The following is a 20,374-nucleotide window of genomic DNA, read 5'->3' as shown; positions in this document are numbered from 1 at the left end:
TGTGTACTTATGTCCCAAGAGCTTTCCCCCGAGCAGATCCAACAGGCCCTGCAAGGCATCAGCGTGCCGCCCCAACCGCAAATCATGGTGGATTTGCAGATGGAGCAGTACATGCCCGACCCGGACCTGGAAGTGATTGCACGGTTGATCTCCCAAGACCCGGGCTTGTCCGGCGCGCTGCTCAAGATCGTCAATTCGCCGTATTACGGCCTGAGCAACAAAATCGCTTCGATCCAGCGTGCGGTGAACCTGCTGGGCAGCCGTTCGATCATCAATCTGATCAACGCGCAGTCGATCAAGGGCGAGATGTGCGACGACACCATTGTCACCCTCAACCGCTTCTGGGACACCGCCCAGGATGTGGCCATGACCTGCCTCACCCTGGCCAAGCGCACCGGTTCTCAGGCCGTGGACGAAGCCTATGCCTTGGGCCTGTTCCATGATTGCGGCGTGCCGCTGATGCTCAAGCGCTTCCCCAATTACATGGCGGTGCTGGAAGAGGCCTACGCCAATGCGGGCCCGGATTGCCGCGTGGTCGACACTGAAAACAAAGCGTTTCACACCAACCATGCGGTGGTTGGCTACTACACCGCCAAGTCCTGGCGCCTGCCGGAGCATGTGACCGACGCCATCGCCAATCACCACAACGCCCTGGCGATTTTCAGCGATGAGTCGTCGCGCAACCCACAGCTCAAGAACCTGTTGGCCATTTTGAAGATGGCCGAGCATATCTGTTCGTCCTATCGCGTACTGGGGAACCAGGCGGTGGACCATGAGTGGAATGCCATCGGCCACCTGGTGCTGGATTACGTGGGCCTGTCGGACTACGACTTCGAGAGCCTGAAGTTGTCGATCCGCGAACTGGGCGCGCACTGACCCGTTATTCAAGAGGTACACATGCCCGAGTTACCAGAAGTCGAAACCACCCGCCGCGGGATCGCCCCGCACCTGGAAGGCCAGCGCGTCAGCCGCGTGGTGGTGCGTGAGCGGCGCCTGCGCTGGCCGATTCCGGAAGACCTGGATGTGCGCCTGTCGGGGCAGCGCATCGTGCTGGTGGAGCGCCGGGCCAAATACCTGTTGATCAATGCTGAAGTGGGCACCTTGATCAGCCACCTGGGCATGTCGGGCAACTTGCGCCTGGTGGAAGTCGGCATGCCGGCGGCCAAGCATGAACACGTGGATATCGAGCTGGAATCGGGTATGGCCCTGCGCTACACCGACCCGCGGCGCTTCGGTGCGATGCTCTGGAGCCTCGACCCGCACAACCATGAGCTGCTGATGCGGCTGGGGCCGGAGCCGTTGACTGACCTGTTTGACGGTGAGCGCTTGTTCCAGTTGTCTCACGGCAAGTCGATGGCGGTGAAGCCGTTCATCATGGACAACGCGGTGGTGGTGGGTGTGGGTAATATCTATGCGACAGAGGCGCTGTTTGCAGCGGGGATTGACCCGCGGCGCGCCGCTGGCGGGATTTCACGCGGGCGTTATTTGAAGCTGGCGATTGAGATCAAGCGGGTACTGGCCGCTGCCATTGAGCGGGGCGGTACCACGTTGCGGGACTTTATCGGCGGCGATGGGCAGCCGGGGTATTTCCAGCAGGAATTGTTCGTGTATGGCCGTGGTGGCGAGGCGTGCAAGGTTTGCGGCACTGAGCTACGCAATGTGGTGCTGGGGCAGCGGGCGAGTGTGTTTTGCCCTCGGTGTCAGAGCTGATGGCTGTGTGAGGGCTGATATCGTTATCGCAGGCAAGCCAGCTCCCACAGTTGAAGGTATTCACCTATCCAATGTGGGAGCTGGCTTGCCTGCGATGAGGCCCTTACGGGCAATGAAGAGGCTTAGGCCTTACCGGTAATCTTGCGGTACTTCTCCATCAACTGCTCTTCAGTCTCAGGGTGTGCCTCATCCAGCGGGATGCAATCCACCGGGCATACCTGCTGGCACTGCGGTTCGTCGTAGTGGCCGACGCACTGGGTGCACAGGTTAGGGTCGATCACATAGATCTCTTCGCCCTGGGAAATGGCGGCGTTCGGGCACTCGGGTTCGCAGACGTCGCAGTTGATGCAATCGTCGGTGATGATCAGGGACATGGAAACTCCTGCCAGGGCACTCTGCCAAGGCATCTGAAAACTAATGCGCGCAATTGTGCCGCATTGGCGCCCGCAGTGCGAGCAGGCACCGACCGGGCAGCCTTACTTCTTGAAGCGTAGCGTCAGCGCATCGGCCACGGCTGGGTGCACGAACTTGGTGATATCTCCGCCCAAAGCGGCGATTTCACGCACCAACGTCGAGGAAATGAACGAATAACGCTCCGACGGCGTGAGGAACAGGCTTTCCACGTCCGGTGCCAATTGGCGGTTCATGTTGGCTAGCTGGAATTCGTATTCGAAGTCCGACACCGCACGCAGGCCACGCAGGAACACATTGGCGTTCTGCTCCTTGGCGAAATGCGCCAGCAATGTCGAAAAGCCCACTACTTCCACATTCGGCAGGTGCTTGGTGACCTCTTGCGCCAGCTCCACACGTTGTTCCAGGGGAAACAACGGGTTTTTCTTGGGGCTGGCCGCGACCGCGATGATCACATGGTCGAACAGGCGAGAGGCGCGTTCGACCAGATCGCCATGGCCTTTGGTAATCGGGTCGAAGGTACCTGGGTACAACACTCGGTTCATCGCGTCGTCCTGGCGGAGTCCGTTGGGGAACCGGATGGTATCGCAGCATTACCGGTGGGCCAAGTCGACTTATGTAGATAGATGCCGTGAATACCCTGTTTTTTCATGCCGTTTTCAGACGTTCGGCCAATGCGCTCGCCAGTTGCGCGGTCAATCCGTACACCGACAATTGCGGGTTGGCGCCAATGCTGGTGGGGAACAGCGAGCCATCGTGGATCGACAGGTTACGCAACTGATGATGGCGACCCAGGCTGTCGGCCACGGCATTTTTTGGCTCTTCACCCATGGCGCAACCGCCCATCACGTGGGCGCTGCCCAGGGTGGTGCGATGCAGTTCCAGATTCAAACCGTCGATCACGCTGCGCGCTTCGGCCAAGTTGTTCACAAAGCGCGCGTCGTGATGCAGGGGCTTGACCGATTTGGCCCCCGCCGCGAACTGAATCTCGGCCATGCTGTGGAAGGCCCGGCGCAGGCCGTCCCAGGCGTAGGGGGAGACCTGATAGTCGAGCACTGGCGTGCCATCACCGCGCAACTCTACGGTGCCGCCCGGGCTGTCGGGGTGAAAACCGTCGCGCAGCAGGGCGAGCATGGCGTGGGTGTGGGGTAGTTGGTTCATGTCCAAGGCGTTCTGCTTGCCGTAGCCACCGAACAGGGTGCTCGCCAGGCCTGGATGCAGGGGCGGTGCTTCCAGTTTGTAGGACATTTTGCCGGTAGTGCCGTCCTGCCATTGGAAATGGTCGGAGTAGATGGATTGCGGCGCACCGTAGAAGGGGTTGATCACCTCGTCGAACAGCCCGGCGGAGAAATTGACCAGGTGCAGGAAGGTGCGCTTGCCCAACCGCGAGTGCGGGTCGGGTGCGTCCGAGCGCATCAGCAGGGCCGGGCTGTTGATGCCGCCGCCCGCTAGTACATAGTGCTTGGCTCTCACGCTGATCTTGCGCCCTGTGGGCGCTACGCAGCGTTCGTCCATGGCCACGCATTCGAGGCTGCTGATGGTGTCGCCGCTGCAGATGAGCCGCTCGGCGCGGGCCAGGTAAAGCAGTTCGCCGCCCTGTTCCAGGGTGGACGGGATGGTGGTCACCAGCATCGACTGCTTGGCGTTGACCGGGCAGCCCATGCCGCAATACCCCAGGTTGAAGCAGCCGCGCACATTGCGCGGGATCACATGCCAGCTGTAGCCGAGCTTTTCGCAGCCTTTGCGGATCACATCGTTATTGGCATTCGGCGGCAGCGCCCACGGCGCGATGCCCAGGCGCTGTTCCATTTTTTCGAACCAGGGCGCCATTTCGGCGCTGCTGTGGCCTTTGACCGCATATTCGCTGGCCCAATGCGCGAGGGTAGCGTCAGGGGTGCGAAAGCTGGAGGTCCAGTTGATCAAGGTGGTACCGCCCACCGCCCGGCCCTGCAGGATGGTGATAGCGCCGTCCTTGCTCATCCGCCCGATGCCTTCCTGGTAAAGGCTGGCGTAGGCTTCGTCTTCCAGCAGCTTGAAGTCGCTGCTGGTCTTGAGCGGACCTTCTTCGATCAGCAACACTTTGTAGCCGGCAGCGCTGAGGATTTCGGCGGTGGTACCGCCCCCGGCGCCGCTGCCGATGATGGCGACATCCGCTTCCAGGGTCAGGTCGTTATCCAGGGCGGCGCCATTGTGGGTTTTCCAGCCACGGGCCAGGCCGTCGCGGAACAGATCGGGTACGGGCATAGGTGTGCACTCTTATTTTTGTAGGAAGATGCAATCTTGGCGGATTGCCCAGGCTAGATCTTCGGCGGGCCGGGGTAGCCGCAATGGGCCCAGGACTCGGGCCGGAAGTACCAGGCCATGACCACCAGCTTGAGCAGCGAGCCCTGGCCCATGCGCAACAGGTTCAGGTAGCTGTTTTCCCAGCGGTGCAGGAAATTGCGGATCTGTTCGCTGCTGGCATTTTCCCAACTGCCCCAGATACCGGTCAGCGGGCCGCGGGTGATGCCCATTGCCAGCACGTCGAATAATTGCTGAGTGAGTTTGAACATCTCGGGCGACAAGTGCTGCAGGCTGTAATCGAGCTTTTTCAGGGTGTCCTCAATGCCGGCAAACACGTGCTCGGCGCTGGCCGCGCCTTCCAGCAACACCGGGATCACCGCCCGTAAGAACGGCAAGTCGCTGGTGCGCAACATCGCAAAGCCGCTGGCCGGCGTACTGCTGGAGCAACCGCTGAGGCTGGCGCCCAGCCCGGCGGTGGCGAGGAAGGCGCTGGCACACAGGCCGATTTTCAAGACGCCGCGCCGTGACAGCGCGGGTGAATCAGTCAGGCTGGGGTTCATTGTTTTTATTGTCCCGAAGGTGGCGGTTATCAGCGGATAAACAGCTTCTGGATCAGCTTCTGGATCGACTTGCCATAGGGCGGGTAGATCAACTTCGCCGCGTTCAGGCGCTGTTTGACCAGCACACCCTTGGCCTTGCTGAACGTCAGGAAACCTTCGTGACCGTGGTAATGGCCCATGCCCGACGGGCCGATGCCACCGAACGGCATATCGTCCTGGGCGACGTGCAGCAAGGTGTCGTTCAGGCATACACCACCGGAATGGGTTTCGTGGAGCACCCGGGCTTGTTCGCCTTTGTTGTAGCCGAAGTAATACAAGGCCAGTGGGCGAGGGCGCTGATTGATGTAGGCAAAGGCTTGGTCAAGGCCGCGATACGGCACGATGGGCAGGAGCGGGCCGAAAATTTCGTCCTGCATCACGGTCATGTCGTCACTGACATTCAATAGCAGGCTGTGGGCCATTCGCCGCGCCTGGCCTTGCTCGTACAGCGGGATCAGGGTGGCACCTTTGTCGGTGGCGTCCTTGGCGTAGGCATTGAGCCGGGCCAGTTGGCGTTCGTTGATGATGGCGGTGTAGTCCGGGTTGTCGACCAGCGTCGGATAAAACCCGCGCACGGCTTTGGAATAGGCCTCGACAAAGCCCTCCACGCGATCTTCTGGTACCAGCACATAATCCGGTGCCACGCAGGTTTGCCCGGCATTCAAAGCTTTGCCGAAGGCGATGCGTTCGGCGGCGTCCTTGAGCGGCACGTCGGCCGAAACGATCGCCGGCGATTTGCCGCCCAACTCCAGGGTCACCGGCGTGAGGTTTTCGGCCGCCGCACGCATCACGTGCTTGCCTATGCTGGTAGCACCGGTGAACAGCAGGTGATCGAAGCGCAACTTGGAAAACGCCATGCCCACGTCAGCTTCGCCCAGCACGACGCACACCAGGTCCTCGGGGAAGATCTTGGCCAGCAACGCCTTGAGCAGCTCGCCGGTGGCCGGCGTGGACTCGCTGAGCTTGAGCATTACCCGATTGCCGGCAGCCAACGCCCCCACCAACGGGCCGATGGCCAGGAACAGCGGGTAGTTCCACGGCACGATGACGCCGACGACGCCCAGTGGCTGGTAAATGACTTTGGCTGAGGCGGGCTGGAAGGCAATGCCTACAGCGCGGCGGGAAGGTTTCATCCAGCCCTTGAGGTGTTTGCTCGCGTAGTGAATGCCATGCAGGCTGGGCATCAATTCGGCAAACAGGGTTTCGTCGGCGCTGCGATGGCTAAAATCCTGGCTGATCGCATCGATCAGCGCCTGGCGTTCGTCGCTCAGTAGATCCCGCAGGGCCTTGAGCCATTGCTGGCGCTGTCCGGCCGGCGGCATCGGGTTGGCGGCATAGGCGCGGCGTTGAGCGTCGAACAGGTCCTGGAGTTGATCCAGTGCCTGGGAATCTTGCAGGTAGGCAACGTTGGCAGGCATGGCGCGGCACCGATTGTTATTGGTCTGCCTGGATTTTTAGAGTCATTGCTCTAAATTGTCAAATAACATTGCAGTAACATCCAGATTTATCCTGGCCGGGTTAGGCCGTAAGATGCCCCATCCCGTGTATAGAAGCTGATCCCCTATGGCACCACGAGTAAAGACCAGCGAGCGCATTGTGCAAACCAGCCTGGAGCTTTTTAACCAGCAGGGCGAGCGCAGTATCAGTACCAACCACATTGCCGCCCACATGGAAATTTCCCCGGGCAACCTGTACTACCACTTCCCTAACAAGCAGGCGATCATTGCCGTGCTGTTCCGCGAATATGAAGCGCTGGTAGACAGTTTCCTGCGCCCACCCCAAGGGCGGGGGATGCTGGTGGAAGACAAACGCTTTTACCTGCAAGCCGTATTGGCCGGCATGTGGCGTTATCGCTTCCTGCACCGCGACCTCGAACACCTGCTGGAGAGCGACCCGGAACTGGCTACATGCTACAGGCGTTTTTCCCAGCGTTGCCTGATCCAGGGCGGCGCCATCTACCAAGGCTTTGTCGACGCCGGCATTCTCAATATGGACCCGGTGCAAACCGAAGCCCTGACCCTCAATGCCTGGATTATCCTCACCTCCTGGGTGCGCTTTTTGTGCACCACCAATGAAAAATCCACCCACCTGAGCGCCGAGGCGATCAAGCGCGGGGTGTATCAGGTGCTGGTGCTGGAGGCGGGGTTTGTCACGCCGCAGGCCAAAGAGGCGGTGGACGCCTTGTTCAAAGAGTTTTACGTGCCGTTGAATCAGGCACTGGAAGAAGTGAAGTAAGACCTTTCCCCTTTGTATTCACAGGAGTCAGTCATGCCGCTTGCCCAACTGATCAGCCCCCAGCAATTGGCCGAGCGCCAACAGTCGAGCGGGTGGGTGATCCTGGATTGCCGCTTTGCCCTGGAAGACCCGGACTACGGCTTGTGCAGTTACGCCGAAGGGCATATCGAGGGCGCGCAATACGCTGACCTTGAGCGCCACCTGAGCGGCCCGGTGACCAAGGGCGTGACCGGTCGTCATCCTTTGCCGGCGGCGGACACGTTCGCCAGGCAACTGCGGGCGTGGGGCATCAGTGCCGACACCGATGTGGTGCTGTATGACGACGGCCCCGGTGCCTACGCCGCCCGTGCCTGGTGGCTGCTGGCCTGGCTGGGCAAGCGTGATGGCGTGTTTATTCTCGATGGTGGCCTCAAGGCCTGGCATGCCGCCGGTTTCCCCCTGAGCCTGGACGCGCCTGTGATTGAGCCGGGTACCTTCGCCGGTATGCCGGATCCTCGGCTATTGCTGGATGCCGAACACTTGCAAAAACGCCTGGGCCAACCCGACCTGACCTTGATCGACGCCCGCGCCCAGCCGCGCTTTCGTGGCGAAGTAGAGCCCATCGATCCGATTGCCGGGCATATCCCTGGCGCGCAGTGCGCTGCGTTCAGTGAAAACCTGGGCAGCGATGGTCGTTTCTTGCCGGCCGAGCAGCTCAAGCAGCGCTTCGCCGCGCAGTTGCAAGGGCGCCCGCCGCAGGAATTGGTGGCGTATTGCGGCTCTGGGGTGACGGCGTGCCATAACCTGTTTGCGTTGAGCCTGGCGGGGTATCCGTTGGGTAAGTTGTATGCGGGGTCGTGGAGTGAGTGGATTACTGATCCTGCTCGGGAAATAGCAACGGGCGACTAAACGATCGGTGTGAACACTTGCTTAAAATGTGGGAGCTGGCTTGCCTGCGATAGCGGAGTGTCAGCCACCTCAACGTTGGCTGGCCCACCGCTATCGCAGGCAAGCCAGCTCCCACACTATTGACCGTATTGGGCCTGAAGCCACTGCGGGATCCGGCGCTCCAGATAGTAACCAGGGCGCTTCAGCGAACCCTCCACAAACCCCACATGCCCGCCCTTGGCCAGCAACTCGAACTCGGTGCAGGCCGACAGCTCACTGGCGTCAGGCAAGCTGTGCGCAAATACAAACGGGTCATCGGCCGCCTGGATAATCAACGTAGGCGTACGGATATCGCCCAGGTAATAGCGGCTCGATGCGCGGCGATAATAGTCTTCAGCACTGATGAAACCATGCAGCGGCGCGGTTACCCGCCCGTCGAAGTCCCAGAACGTGCGCATCTTTTCCAGGGAGCCAAGGGCCTCCAGGGTTTTGAGCCCATCCTCACGACCGTCCTGCAGGAACTGGCGTTGCTTGACGCGGATATACGCCAGCATCTCGCGCATGAAGTGCTTCTGATACACCCGCGAGAACCCCAGGCCGATGCGATCGGCGCATTGATCCAGGCGAAACGGCACCGACACCGCCGCCGCGCCCTGCAAGCCCGAGGCCTTGCCGGTTTCGCCCAAATGCTTGAGCAACACATTGCCGCCCAGGGAATAACCCACCGCATACACGGGCGCCAACGGCCGCTTGGCGCGCAGATGAGCAATCGCTGCCGCCAGGTCTTCGCTGGCGCCGGAGTGATAACTGCGAGCCAGCAGGTTGGGCTCGCCCGAGCAGCCGCGCCAGTTCAACGCAGCGCTGGCCCAGCCTTGGGCGGCGAGGACTTTTTGCAGGCCGGCCACATAGGGCGAATTGGACGAGCCGGTCAGCCCATGCAGCACCAGCACCAAGGGTGCTTGCACGTCATGCGGCCCGTGCCAGTCAAGATCAAGGAAGTCGCCATCCTCCAGCCACAGGCGCTCGCGTTGGCGTTCGATATGGGTGGTCGGCCGCCACAGCGGCCCCCACAGTGTCTGCAAGTGGGGGTTGCCGAGGCCGAAGGCGGGTTTGAAGCGGTCTGTAGATGGAATCATGAATTACCCGCTGCCGTGTAGGAGCGAGCTTGCTCGCGGAAAACGTTAACGATAACGCGGCGCTGTCAGACAGCCCGTGTCGCCTGTTTGACCTTCGCGAGCAAGCTCGCTCCTACAGGGCGCGATGCCACAACGCGTAATACACCCGCCCGGACTTCTGCTCCCGGTGCAGGCGCCAGCCACTTGGCAGGCCGAGCGTGGAGGGCGCGGTCTCGCTCTCAGTGTAGATCCAGGCATCCGCTGCCAGCCACTGGCGTTCTTCCAGCAGGGTGCAGACGGCCGGCAGCAGGTTCTGGTTGAACGGTGGGTCGAGGAACACTACGTCGTATTCAGTCGCCGCCTGGGTTTCCAGGTAGCGCAGCGCGTCCGCCGTCTGCACCTGGCCGGTGGTGCAACGCAGCGTGCCCAGGTGCTCCTTGAGGCTGGATACCGCCACGTTGCTGGCGTCCAGCGCCTGGCCCTGGGCCGCGCCACGGGACAGCGCCTCCAGGAACAGCGCGCCGCTGCCAGCGAACGGGTCCAGCACCTTGGCCCCGCCAATGTACGGTGCGAGCCAGTTGAACAGGGTTTCACGCACGCGGTCGGGCGTCGGGCGCAGGCCCACGACGTCGGGGAAGCTCAGCTTGCGGCTGCCCCATTCACCGCCAATGATGCGCAGTTGGCCCACACCGTTATGCACGTTGTGGACAGGTTTTTTCGGGCGAGATGAACTGGCCATTAATGCTCCGGAACCCCGAGCGGCTGCTCGGCAGGTTTATCAGTGGGGGGCGGTAGTGGCTTTTGCGCAATCGTCGGGCCGGCGGTCACGATGACCATCTTGTCGGCGCTCAAGTGTTTATTCATTGCAGCCTTGACCTGATCGACGGTCAGGGCCTGGGATTGTTTCATGAAATCTTCCAGATAGCTCAGCGGCAGGTTGTAGAAACCCATGGCGCCCAACTGTCCGACGATATCGGCGTTGCTGGCGGTGGACAGCGGGAAGCTGCCGGCCAGCTCGCGCTTGGCGTCATCCAGTTCCTTTTGCGTCGGGCCGGTCTTGAGGTAGTCAGCCAGCACGTCCTCGACCAAGCGCAAGGTGCCACCACTCATTTCGGCGCGGGTCTGCAGGTTGATCATGAACGGGCCGCGCACCTGCATTGGTGAGAACCCGGAGTACACGCCGTAGGTCAGGCCGCGTTTCTCCCGCACTTCGCTCATCAAACGGGTGCCGAAGCCGCCGCCGCCGAGGATCTGGTTACCCAGGGACAAGGCTGCGTAATCCGGGTCGGCACGGTCGATGCCCAACTGCGCAAACAGCAGGTGGGTTTGCTTGGACGGGAACTCGATACGGCTCAGGCCGGCTTTTGGCTCGGTCGGCTGGGCGATCTTGGCCATAGCCGGGCCTTTGGGCAGCGACGCGGACACCTTGGCCGTCATGGCTTCAGCTTCGGCGCGGGTCAGGTCGCCCACCACTGCAATCACCGCGTTACCCGCCGCATAGGCCTTGGCGTGGAACGCCTGCAACTGCGCCAGGGTAATCTTCGGCACGCTCTCGGGGGTGCCTTCGCTCGGGTGCGCGTAAGGGTGGTCGCCGTACAGACGCTTGAACAGCTCGATGCTCGCCAGTTTGCCAGGGTTCTGCTTCTGGTACTCGAAACCGGCCAGGATCTGGTTCTTGATGCGTGCCAGTGAGTCTGCCGGGAACGTCGGCTGGCCGATCACCTGGTTGAACAGTGACAGGGCTGCGTCACGCTTGGCGCTGTCGCTCAGGCTGCGCAGGGTCACCAGCGCCATGTCGCGGTAGGCGCCGTTGCCAAAGTCGGCCCCCAGGCCTTCGAAGCCACTGGCGATCTGGCTGACGTCCTTGCCCGGCACGCCTTCGTTGAGCATGGCGTTGGTCATCAGCGCCAGGCCTGGCACGTCGCCATCCTGGCTGCTGCCGGCGGCGAACAGCAGGCGCATGTCGAACATCGGCAACTCATGGGCTTCGACGAACAGCACCTTGGCGCCTTCGGCGGTGGTCCAGGTTTGTACGTCGAGCTTGCGGTTGGTCGGTGCCTTGCCATCCAGTTCCGCCAGGGATTGCAGGGTGCTGGCCGTTTGAGCCTTGTCCAGGGCCTGGCTGGCGACCGACTCGCTGGGGCGCAAGAAGTAAACGGCGCTGGCCGCCATCAGGGTGACGGCGATCAGGCCGGGCAGGATCAGGCGGCTGTTTTTGCGATCACTCATGAGCGGTCTCCTCAGGCAAAACATGGGCGACGCTCAGACGTTCGCGGGTGAAATAGGTGCGTGCAGCCTTCTGGATGTCTTCCGGGGTCACGCTTTGCAGGTCGGCAAGCTCGGTGTCCATGAGTTTCCAGGACAGGCCGACGGTTTCCAGGGAGCCAATGGCCGTGGCCTGGCTGGTGATGGAATCACGCTGGTACACCAGGCCGGCAATCACCTGGGCACGGATGCGCTCCAGTTCTTCGGCGGTCGGCGGCTTGGCCTTCAACTCATCGAGCAGGCGCCACAGGCCGGCTTCGGCTTGGGCGACGGTTTTCTTCTTCTGCTGGTTCGGCGTGGCCGAGAGGGTGAACAGGCTGTCGCCACGGGTGTAGGCGTCGTAGTTGGTGGAAGCGGCGGACACCAGCTCCTCACCGCGTTCCAGTTGCTCGGAGATCCGTGCACTGTAGCCGCCGTCCAGCAGGGCCGAGATCAGGCGCAGGGCCTGTACCGAGCGTTTGTCTTCGGCGGTGGCCAGGCCGGGCACGTTGAAGCCCAGGAACACGCTCGGCAGTTGGGTCTGCACGTGCAGGGTCAGCAGGCGCTCGCCGGGCTCGGCCAGTTCCATCGGGATTTTTGCCGGTGGCACGTCACGCTTGGGGATCGGGCCGAAGTAACGTTGGGCGAGGTTTTTCACCTCGTCCGGGGTCACGTCGCCGACCACCACCAAGGTGGCGTTGTTCGGCACGTACCAGGATTGGTACCAGTGGCGCAGTTCTTCGACCTTCATGCGGTCCAGGTCGGCCATCCAGCCGATGGTCGGCGTGTGGTAGCCGCTGGCCGGGAACGCCATGGCCTTGAAGCGCTCGAACGCCTTGGACATGGGGTTATCGTCGGTGCGCAGGCGGCGTTCTTCTTTGATTACCTCGATTTCACGGCTGAACTCGTCGGCCGGCAGGCGCAGGCTGGCCATGCGGTCGGCTTCCAGCTCAAAGGCCACGCCCAGGCGGTCACGGGCCAATACCTGGTAATACGCGGTGTAGTCGTCGCTGGTGAACGCATTTTCTTCGGCGCCCAGGTCGCGCAGGATCAGCGAGGCTTCGCCGGGGCCGACCTTGGCGCTGCCCTTGAACATCATGTGTTCCAGGGCGTGGGACAAACCGGTCTGGCCCGGGGTTTCGTAGCTTGAGCCAACCTTGTACCAGACCTGGGAAACCACCACCGGCGCGCGATGATCTTCGCGCACGACCACCTTGAGGCCGTTATCGAGGGTGAATTCATGGGTGGGTTGTGGATCGGCAGCCAAAGCTGAGAGAGGCAGACAAACTGTGCTGAACAGCAGGCCTGCGGCGCGGCGGGCTAGAGCATTCATTCGTTTTTAAACCTGTTGGGCTGCCCGCTTGGTCTTAGCGTCGGCGGGCGAGGAGGTGCTAGGATACTGGTCCGACTTAAGGACGGCCACTGCGGCTGTCTTGTGAAGGCCCTATTTAGGCCTTACAAAATGTTGCGCATGAACGAGCTGGCTAAAAAACAGTCTGTTACGCATCGAATTTTATTTACCGGCGCGCCCTGTGGCGCGTCGCTACCTTGAGATAGCCGTCTCCATGTTTGGTTCCAACGACGACAAGAAGACCCCAGCTGCGGCTGGCGAGAAGAAAGGCCTGTTCGGATGGCTGCGCAAAAAGCCGCAGGAAACCGTCGTTCAACAGCCACAGGTTCACGCCGAACCGACCCCTGAACCCGTAATAGAAGCCGAACCGGTTGCCGAGACGCCAGTTCCGGTGGTGTTGCCGATGGCTGAGCCGGTGTTGCAGCCGGTCGCCGAGGCCGCGCCGGAACCTGAGCCTGAGCCCGAGCACAAGCCCTGGTTGGAGCTGCCCGTGGCCGAAGAGCCCGTGGCGTTGGTGGAGGATGTTCAGGCCGAGCACGTCGTGCCGCCGATTCCGGCAGTGGCTGAGCCGGCGCCGGTAGAGGTTGTGGCTGAAGTACCGCCCGTCGTCGAAGTGCCTGCACCGGTTGTCGCTGCACCTGCCGTTATCGAGCCAGAACCCGCCGCTGCCGTAACCGAAACCAGCAAAACCGGATTCTTTGCCCGCCTCAAGCAGGGCCTGAGCAAGACCAGCGCCAGTATTGGCGAAGGCATGGCCAGCCTGTTTCTGGGCAAGAAAGTCATTGATGACGAGTTGCTGGAAGACATCGAGACCCGCCTGCTAACCGCCGACGTGGGCGTCGAAGCCACCGCCGTGATTATCCAGAGCCTGACGCAGAAGGTCGCGCGCAAGCAGTTGACCGACGCCGATGCGCTGTACAAATCCCTGCAGGCTGAGCTGGCCGCCATGCTCAAGCCGGTTGAGGCGCCGCTGGTGATCACGCCGAAAAAGCCTTTCGTCATCCTCGTGGTAGGCGTAAACGGCGCTGGCAAGACCACCACCATCGGCAAGCTGGCCAAGAAGCTGCAGGGTGAAGGCAAGAAAGTCATGCTCGCCGCCGGTGACACCTTCCGTGCCGCGGCCGTCGAGCAGTTGCAGGTGTGGGGTGAGCGCAACAAGATCCCGGTGATCGCCCAGCACACCGGTGCCGACTCTGCTTCGGTGATCTTCGATGCTGTGCAAGCCGCCAAGGCGCGCAACATCGATGTGCTGATCGCTGATACAGCCGGCCGCCTGCACACCAAAGACAATTTGATGGAAGAGCTGAAGAAAGTGCGCCGCGTGATCGGCAAGCTCGACGCCGATGCACCCCATGAAGTCCTGCTGGTGCTCGACGCCGGTACCGGCCAGAACGCCATCAGCCAGGCCAAGCAATTCAACCAGACGGTGCAGCTGACCGGCTTGGCATTGACTAAGCTCGACGGCACGGCCAAGGGCGGTGTGATTTTCGCCCTGGCCAAACAGTTCGGGTTGCCGATTCGTTATATCGGCGTCGGTGAAGGCATCGACGACCTGCGCACCTTTGAAGCCGAACCCTTTGTACAGGCACTGTTTGCCGAGCGGGAGCGTTCATGATTCGATTCGAACAGGTCGGTAAACGCTATGCCAACGGGCATGTGGGCTTGCATGAGCTGAGCTTTCGAGTGCGTCGCGGCGAATTCTTGTTTGTCACCGGCCATTCGGGCGCAGGCAAAAGTACGCTGTTGCGCCTGCTGCTGGCCATGGAACGCCCGACTACCGGCAAGTTGCTGCTGGCGGGCCAGGACCTGGCCACTATCAGCAATGCGCAAATTCCATTCCTGCGCCGCCAGATCGGCGTGGTGTTCCAGAACCACCAGTTGCTGTTCGACCGCACGGTGTTCAACAACGTGGCCCTGCCGTTGCAGATCCTCGGGCTGTCCAAGGCCGAGATCGTCAAACGCGTGGACTCGGCCCTGGAACGCGTGGCCTTGTCGGACAAGACCGACCTCTTCCCCGGCGACCTGTCCACCGGCCAGCAACAGCGTGTCGGTATCGCCCGCGCCATCGTCCATCGCCCGGCTTTGCTGCTGGCGGACGAGCCCACCGGTAACCTCGACCCGCGCCTGGCGGCCGAGATTATGGGGGTGTTCGAAGACATCAACCGCCTGGGCACCAGCGTCTTGATCGCCAGCCACGACCTGGCCCTGATTGCCCGCATGCGCCATCGCATGCTCACCCTGCAACGCGGCCGCCTGATCGGCGATGGGGAGGCTGGCGTATGAGTGCTACACGCAGCCCTAAAGTATCCGAACGGGTGGCTCCGAAGCCGGCCGACCCGCAACCGAAAAAGAAAAAACACGACGAAGACGACGGCCCGGACTTCGGCACCCTGGTGCACGCCTGGATCGAAAGCCACCGCGCCAGCCTGCTGGACAGCCTGCGTCGCCTGGGCAAGCAGCCGATCGGCAGCTTTTTCACCTGCCTGGTCATGGCCGTGGCCTTGAGCCTGCCGATGGGCTTGTCGCTGTTGCTTAATAATGTGGAGCGCCTGGGCGGCTCCTGGCAGCGGGCGGCGCAGATTTCGCTGTACCTGAACCTGGACACCAGCAGCAAGGAAGGCGAAGCGCTGCGCGATGACATCAAGAACATCCCGGGGGTTGCCGAGGCTGAGTACATCAGCCGCGACCAGGCCCTTGAAGAGTTCCAGCAGCAATCGGGCCTGGGCGAGGCGCTCAAGGAGCTGCCGCAGAACCCGCTGCCGGGCGTGGTGCTGGTAACGCCGAACGAGGTCGACAAGCCGGCGCTGGAAGCCCTGCGACAAAAACTCGCAGAGATGCCGAAGGTGCAACAGGCGCAACTTGATCTAGTCTGGGTAGAGCGCCTGGCCGCGATCCTCAAGCTGGGTGACCGCTTTGTGTTCGGCCTGACGGTGTTATTAGTGTCTGCATTACTTTTGGTGATAGGTAATACCATTCGTCTTCATATTGAAAACCGTCGCACCGAGATAGAAGTGATTAAACTGGTGGGCGGCACAGACAGCTATGTGCGTCGGCCTTTCCTCTACATGGGCGCGTTGTATGGCCTGGGTGCGGGGATCTTGTCCTGGGGCGTACTGGCGTTTGGCCTGGATTGGTTGAACGACGCGGTTGTCGGCTTGGCCGGGCTCTACGGCAGTGATTTCGCGTTGGCCGGTGTGCCGGTAGCCGATGGTCTGAGTCTCTTGCTTGGCGCGGTCTTGTTGGGGTATATCGGTGCGTGGATTGCGGTGGCACGGCATTTACGTGAGCTGGCGCCGAAGTAGTTAATGCCAGATTAATGTGGTTTCGTTTGTATTGACCGTATCAGCGGTTTAGGGAACTTGTCCTACGGTTCCCAGGTCAATTTTCGCAGTGCTGAACTGCACGAGTTATGTGAGTCGGAGGTTTTTTCGTATGACCACTTCTTTGCAACCTGCTTATGCCTTGGTCCCAGGTGCGAACCTGGAGGCTTATGTGCACACGGTCAACAGCATTCCATTGCTGACGCCCGAGCAGGAGCGTGAACTGGCCGAGAGTCTCTACTATGAGCAGGATTTGGGGGCGGCTCGGCAGATGGTGCTCGCCCACCTGCGTTTTGTCGTACATATCGCCCGTAGCTATAGCGGCTACGGTCTGGCCCAGGCCGACCTGATTCAGGAAGGCAACGTCGGCCTGATGAAGGCTGTGAAGCGTTTCAACCCTGAAATGGGTGTGCGCCTGGTGTCGTTTGCCGTGCACTGGATCAAGGCGGAAATCCACGAGTTCATCCTGCGCAACTGGCGCATCGTGAAAGTGGCCACCACCAAGGCCCAGCGCAAGCTGTTCTTCAACCTGCGCAGCCAGAAAAAACGCCTGGCGTGGCTGAACAACGAAGAAGTCCACCGCGTGGCCGAAAGCCTCGGCGTGGAGCCGCGTGAAGTGCGCGAGATGGAAAGCCGCCTGACCGGCCATGACATGGCCTTCGACCCAGCCGCCGAAGCGGATGACGACAGCGCCTTCCAATCGCCGGCCAACTACCTGGAAGACCACCGGTACGACCCGGCGCGTCAACTCGAAGACGCCGACTGGAGCGACAACTCCAACCACAACCTGCACGAAGCGCTGGAAGTGCTGGACGACCGCAGCCGTGACATTCTCTACCAGCGCTGGCTGGCAGAAGAAAAAGCCACGCTGCACGACCTGGCGCAGAAGTACAACGTGTCGGCCGAGCGGATTCGTCAGCTTGAGAAAAGCGCAATGAACAAGCTGAAGTTGTCGATCGCCGCCTAAAACGCAGCGAACAAAAAATGCCCCGGTCGAAAGATCGGGGCATTTTTGTATGTGTTCGAAAAGTCTCAAGCCCAACTCGGTTTAATGTGGGAGCTGGCTTGCCTGCGATGAGGCCGTGTCAGTTAAAACATGGGTTACTGACCCACCGCTATCGCAGGCAAGCCAGCTCCCACAGGTCCCGTATTGTGTCAGTCGGACCAGGGGGCTTTGCGGGTAGTGTTCAGCTCCATTAGGTAACCATCCCCACCCAACTGGCTCATCTGCTGACGAATCCATGCCGCTCTGCGTGCCACATAGGCCGTCGGATGGCTGGCACTCCACACCCGCGGATTAGGCAGCACCGCCGCCAGGTAGCTGGCCTGCTGCCGCGAAAGCGCTTTGGCATTCACGCCAAAATGGTGCCGCGCCGCGGCCTCTGCGCCAAACACACCTTCATCCCATTCCACGCTGTTGAGGTACACCTCAAGAATCCGCTGCTTGGGCCACAACACTTCGATCAAGCCGGTAAACCACGCCTCCAGGCCTTTGCGCAAATAGCTGCGCCCGGCCCACAGGAACAGGTTTTTCGACACCTGCTGGCTCAGGGTGCTGGCACCGCGAATCGAGCCGCCACGCTCGTTGTGCAGGATCGCCGCCTGGATCGCGCCAAAATCAAAGCCCCAATGTTGCGGGAAGCGCTGGTCTTCACCGGCCATCACCGCCACTTTCAGGTCATCGGAGATTTCATCCCACGGCACCCAGCTGCGTTGCAGGTCAATGGGTTCGCCATCTATCCAGGACTCAACCTTGCGCTCCACCATCAGCGCAGTGAACGGCGGCGGCACCACACGAAACAGCAGCACCAGCAACACACTGCCGATGGCAAACCATTTCACGACGTTGAGAAAGCGTTTGAAGAGGACACGCAGCATAGAGATGGCTTGGCCGAACCCGTTGAGCGGGCCATTATACAGACCCTGCCCGATGAGTCTGACTGGAGTTCCCCATGCTGCGTAGCTTTCTGATGCTGGCTGCCTTTTTCGGCTTTACTGGCGTTGCGCTGGGCGCGTTCGCCGCCCACGGCCTGAAAAACCGCCTGAGCGCCGACTACCTGGCGATCTTCCATACCGGCGTGACCTACCAGTTGGTGCATGCCCTGGCATTGTTCGGCGTGGCCTTGCTGGTGGCGCATATTCCGGGCCGGCTGGTCACCTGGGCGGGAATTTCGTTCACCGTCGGCATCCTGCTGTTCTCGGGCAGCCTGTATGTGCTGACGATGACCGGCATCAGTAAACTGGGAATCATCACGCCGTTTGGCGGGCTGGCGTTCCTGCTTGGCTGGTTCTTCCTGGGCCTGGCGGCGTGGCGCTTGCAGCTTTGACCGCTTGACGCTTGGAGCTGACCTTCAGGTTCCAATCGCGCTAGAATGCTGGCCCCTAAAAACGATGGCGGCCCGTGGCATGCGCATTCAGTTGAACGGCGAACCCTTTGAACTTCCCGATGGCGAAACCGTTGCGGCCCTGCTGACCCGTCTGGACCTGACCGGGCGTCGCGTCGCAGTGGAGCTCAACCTGGATATCGTCCCGCGTAGCCAGCACGCCGAGACTGCGCTCACCGAAGGTGACCAGGTCGAAGTGGTCCACGCCATCGGCGGCGGCTAGCCTGCCACGGCCGCAACGCATTCTGCAGAACCTCATCCAACCAGAGGATTTCCCATGAGCATCGTTCGTAGCGACAAGCCTTTCGTCCTGGCCGGTCGTACCTACCAGTCCCGTCTGCTGGTCGGCACCGGCAAGTACCGCGACATGGAAGAAACCCGCCTGGCCATCGAAGCCTCGGGTGCCGAGATCGTCACCTTCGCCGTGCGCCGCACCAACCTCGGCCAGATCGAGGGCGAGCCGAACCTGCTCGAAGTGCTCTCGCCGCAGCGCTACACCTTTCTGCCAAACACCGCTGGCTGCTACGACGCCATCGAAGCCGTGCGCACCTGCCGCCTGGCCCGTGAGCTGCTCGACGGCCACAACCTGGTGAAGCTGGAAGTGCTGGCCGACCAGAAAACCCTGTTCCCCAATGTGATCGAAACCCTCAAGGCCGCCGAAACCCTGGTCAAGGAAGGTTTCGACGTGATGGTCTACACCAGCGATGACCCGATCATCGCGCGCCAACTGGCAGAAATCGGCTGCATCGCCGTGATGCCGCTGGCCGGTCTGATCGGTTCCGGCCTGGGCATCTGCAACCCGTACAACCTGCAGATCATCCTTGAAGAAGCCAAGATCCCGGTGCTGGTGGATGCGGGCGTGGGCACTGCCTCCGACGCAACCATCGCCATGGAACTGGGCTGCGACGCGGTGCTGATGAACTCGGCCATTGCCCATGCCCAGCAACCAATCATGATGGCCCAAGCCATGAACCACGCCATCGTCGCGGGCCGCCTGGCCTACCTCGCCGGGCGCATGCCGAAAAAACTCTATGCCAGCGCCTCTTCGCCGCTGGATGGTCTGATCAAGTAAGAGCTATTGATGACTGAATCAAACGAAACGCCGAACACCGTGGAAGAGGGCGACGAGTCCAAGCACCGCCGCATCAAGAGTTTTGTGATGCGCGCCGGCCGCATGACCGAAGGCCAGCAAAAGGGCCTGGAGCAGGGCACGCCGCTGTTCGTGTTGCCTCTGGCCGACGCGCCGGTGGACTACGACCAAGTGTTTGGCCGTTCGGCCCCACGCTCCCTGGAAATCGGTTTCGGCATGGGCCATTCCCTGCTGGAAATGGCCGCAGCCGCGCCGGAGCAGGATTTCATCGGTGTGGAAGTCCACCGCCCAGGCGTTGGCGCACTGCTTAACGGTGTGCTGACCCAGGGCCTTAAAAACCTGCGGGTCTACGACTGCGACGCGATTGAAGTGCTCAACCGCTGCATCGCTGACAACAGCCTCGACCGCCTGATGCTGTTCTTCCCCGACCCATGGCACAAGGCCCGTCACCACAAGCGCCGCATCGTCCAGGCCTCCTTCGCGGAGCTGGTACGCAGCAAGCTGAAAGTGGGCGGCATCCTGCACATGGCCACCGACTGGGAACCGTACGCGGAATACATGCTGGAAGTGATGAACGTCGCCCCTGGCTACCGCAACCTGGCCGAAGACGGCAAATGCGTGCCACGCCCGGCCGAGCGGCCGATCACCAAGTTCGAACGCCGTGGCGAGCGGTTGGGGCATGGGGTGTGGGATTTGAAGTTCGAGAAGCTGGCTTAAACAGTCATCCGCTTGAAACGCAATCCAATGTGGGAGCTGGCTTGCCTG

General features: G+C 61.4%; 22 protein-coding genes. 12 read left to right on the top strand and 10 right to left on the bottom strand.

The annotated features are described in order from the left end of the window. The first annotated feature begins 63 nt into the window (after positions 1-63). Both E1K68_RS26145 and mutM read left to right on the top strand, forming a co-directional pair. A complete protein-coding gene (locus E1K68_RS26145; protein WP_212614928.1) occupies positions 64-876 on the top strand; it encodes an HDOD domain-containing protein in 813 nt (270 codons plus the stop codon). 21 nt (positions 877-897) lie between these two features. Continuing rightward, a complete protein-coding gene (gene mutM, locus E1K68_RS26140) occupies positions 898-1,710 on the top strand; it encodes a bifunctional DNA-formamidopyrimidine glycosylase/DNA-(apurinic or apyrimidinic site) lyase (protein ID WP_212614826.1) in 813 nt (270 codons plus the stop codon). Positions 1,711-1,832: 122 nt separating this feature from the next. Here mutM and E1K68_RS26135 read toward each other — a convergent pair whose 3' ends face one another. The 5 genes from E1K68_RS26135 to E1K68_RS26115 all read right to left on the bottom strand — a co-directional run bounded on the left by E1K68_RS26135 (position 1,833) and on the right by E1K68_RS26115 (position 6,421). Continuing rightward, entirely contained in the window at positions 1,833-2,084 is a 252-nt protein-coding gene (locus E1K68_RS26135; protein WP_003195146.1) for a YfhL family 4Fe-4S dicluster ferredoxin, read from the bottom strand. 102 nt (positions 2,085-2,186) lie between these two features. After that, the gene (coaD, locus tag E1K68_RS26130; RefSeq protein ID WP_003195136.1) at positions 2,187-2,666 is read right to left on the bottom strand and encodes a pantetheine-phosphate adenylyltransferase; all 480 of its coding nucleotides are present in this window, start codon (positions 2,664-2,666) and stop codon (positions 2,187-2,189) included. Between the two features lie 103 nt (positions 2,667-2,769). After that, the gene (locus E1K68_RS26125; RefSeq protein ID WP_212614825.1) at positions 2,770-4,365 is read right to left on the bottom strand and encodes a GMC family oxidoreductase; all 1,596 of its coding nucleotides are present in this window, start codon (positions 4,363-4,365) and stop codon (positions 2,770-2,772) included. A 53-nt stretch (positions 4,366-4,418) separates the two neighbouring features. Then, on the bottom strand, positions 4,419-4,964 hold the full coding sequence (locus tag E1K68_RS26120; protein WP_212614824.1) for a twin-arginine translocation pathway signal protein: 546 nt from the start codon (positions 4,962-4,964) through the stop codon (positions 4,419-4,421). Positions 4,965-4,993: 29 nt separating this feature from the next. Continuing rightward, positions 4,994-6,421: a coniferyl aldehyde dehydrogenase gene (locus tag E1K68_RS26115; protein ID WP_003195129.1), complete on the bottom strand. Its 1,428-nt coding sequence runs from the start codon at positions 6,419-6,421 to the stop codon at positions 4,994-4,996. Between the two features lie 145 nt (positions 6,422-6,566). Here E1K68_RS26115 and E1K68_RS26110 point away from each other — a divergent pair, with 145 nt between their 5' ends. After that, positions 6,567-7,238: a TetR/AcrR family transcriptional regulator gene (locus E1K68_RS26110; protein WP_169912768.1), complete on the top strand. Its 672-nt coding sequence runs from the start codon at positions 6,567-6,569 to the stop codon at positions 7,236-7,238. 33 nt (positions 7,239-7,271) lie between these two features. Next, positions 7,272-8,126 carry a sulfurtransferase gene (locus E1K68_RS26105; protein WP_034133993.1) on the top strand — a complete coding sequence of 285 codons (855 nt, stop codon included), beginning with the start codon at positions 7,272-7,274 and terminating at the stop codon, positions 8,124-8,126. Between the two features lie 116 nt (positions 8,127-8,242). Here E1K68_RS26105 and E1K68_RS26100 read toward each other — a convergent pair whose 3' ends face one another. From E1K68_RS26100 to E1K68_RS26085, 4 genes are all read right to left on the bottom strand, one after another. Continuing rightward, a complete protein-coding gene (locus E1K68_RS26100) occupies positions 8,243-9,241 on the bottom strand; it encodes a hydrolase (protein ID WP_003195122.1) in 999 nt (332 codons plus the stop codon). A gap of 112 nt (positions 9,242-9,353) precedes the next feature. Next, positions 9,354-9,959, bottom strand: a complete 606-nt coding sequence (gene rsmD, locus E1K68_RS26095) for a 16S rRNA (guanine(966)-N(2))-methyltransferase RsmD (protein WP_044269606.1) — start codon at positions 9,957-9,959, stop codon at positions 9,354-9,356. Next, on the bottom strand, positions 9,959-11,449 hold the full coding sequence (locus tag E1K68_RS26090; RefSeq protein ID WP_032894697.1) for a pitrilysin family protein: 1,491 nt from the start codon (positions 11,447-11,449) through the stop codon (positions 9,959-9,961). The genes rsmD and E1K68_RS26090 overlap by 1 nt, the downstream gene beginning before the upstream one ends. Further along, the gene (locus E1K68_RS26085; protein WP_003195117.1) at positions 11,442-12,797 is read right to left on the bottom strand and encodes a pitrilysin family protein; all 1,356 of its coding nucleotides are present in this window, start codon (positions 12,795-12,797) and stop codon (positions 11,442-11,444) included. Before E1K68_RS26085 ends, E1K68_RS26090 begins: the two co-directional genes overlap by 8 nt. Before the next feature lie 232 nt (positions 12,798-13,029). On the opposite strand from E1K68_RS26085, the gene ftsY reads away from it, so the two are divergent. The 4 genes from ftsY (at position 13,030) to rpoH (ending at position 17,102) form a co-directional block, all read left to right on the top strand. Beyond that, the gene (gene ftsY / locus E1K68_RS26080; protein WP_212614823.1) at positions 13,030-14,430 is read left to right on the top strand and encodes a signal recognition particle-docking protein FtsY; all 1,401 of its coding nucleotides are present in this window, start codon (positions 13,030-13,032) and stop codon (positions 14,428-14,430) included. Then, positions 14,427-15,098 (top strand): cell division ATP-binding protein FtsE, encoded by a 672-nt coding sequence (ftsE, locus tag E1K68_RS26075; RefSeq protein WP_003195112.1) that lies wholly within the window; start codon positions 14,427-14,429, stop codon positions 15,096-15,098. Before ftsY ends, ftsE begins: the two co-directional genes overlap by 4 nt. Beyond that, on the top strand, positions 15,095-16,117 hold the full coding sequence (ftsX, locus tag E1K68_RS26070) for a permease-like cell division protein FtsX (RefSeq protein WP_003195111.1): 1,023 nt from the start codon (positions 15,095-15,097) through the stop codon (positions 16,115-16,117). The genes ftsE and ftsX overlap by 4 nt, the downstream gene beginning before the upstream one ends. 130 nt (positions 16,118-16,247) lie before the next feature. Further along, positions 16,248-17,102, top strand: a complete 855-nt coding sequence (rpoH, locus tag E1K68_RS26065; protein WP_003176698.1) for an RNA polymerase sigma factor RpoH — start codon at positions 16,248-16,250, stop codon at positions 17,100-17,102. A 188-nt stretch (positions 17,103-17,290) separates the two neighbouring features. Here the strand turns inward: rpoH and mtgA are convergent, their stop codons facing one another. Next, the gene (mtgA, locus tag E1K68_RS26060; protein ID WP_003195110.1) at positions 17,291-18,013 is read right to left on the bottom strand and encodes a monofunctional biosynthetic peptidoglycan transglycosylase; all 723 of its coding nucleotides are present in this window, start codon (positions 18,011-18,013) and stop codon (positions 17,291-17,293) included. A 74-nt stretch (positions 18,014-18,087) separates the two neighbouring features. Here mtgA and E1K68_RS26055 point away from each other — a divergent pair, with 74 nt between their 5' ends. The 4 genes from E1K68_RS26055 (at position 18,088) to trmB (ending at position 20,326) form a co-directional block, all read left to right on the top strand. Beyond that, positions 18,088-18,462: a DUF423 domain-containing protein gene (locus E1K68_RS26055; protein ID WP_003195108.1), complete on the top strand. Its 375-nt coding sequence runs from the start codon at positions 18,088-18,090 to the stop codon at positions 18,460-18,462. A gap of 79 nt (positions 18,463-18,541) precedes the next feature. Next, positions 18,542-18,742 carry a sulfur carrier protein ThiS gene (gene thiS, locus E1K68_RS26050; protein ID WP_032901150.1) on the top strand — a complete coding sequence of 67 codons (201 nt, stop codon included), beginning with the start codon at positions 18,542-18,544 and terminating at the stop codon, positions 18,740-18,742. A 54-nt stretch (positions 18,743-18,796) separates the two neighbouring features. Further along, positions 18,797-19,591, top strand: a complete 795-nt coding sequence (locus tag E1K68_RS26045; RefSeq protein ID WP_003195103.1) for a thiazole synthase — start codon at positions 18,797-18,799, stop codon at positions 19,589-19,591. Positions 19,592-19,600: 9 nt separating this feature from the next. Continuing rightward, complete coding sequence (trmB, locus tag E1K68_RS26040) at positions 19,601-20,326, top strand: tRNA (guanosine(46)-N7)-methyltransferase TrmB (RefSeq protein WP_003195101.1); 726 nt, start codon at positions 19,601-19,603, stop codon at positions 20,324-20,326. Positions 20,327-20,374 lie beyond the last annotated feature (48 nt).

Origin of the sequence: Pseudomonas sp. B2021, from assembly GCF_018135665.1 — a bacterium.
GTDB lineage: Bacteria > Pseudomonadota > Gammaproteobacteria > Pseudomonadales > Pseudomonadaceae > Aquipseudomonas > Aquipseudomonas lactis.
The sequence above is the reverse complement of the archived record's forward strand: the minus strand, read 5'-3'. Positions and strand labels throughout refer to the sequence as shown.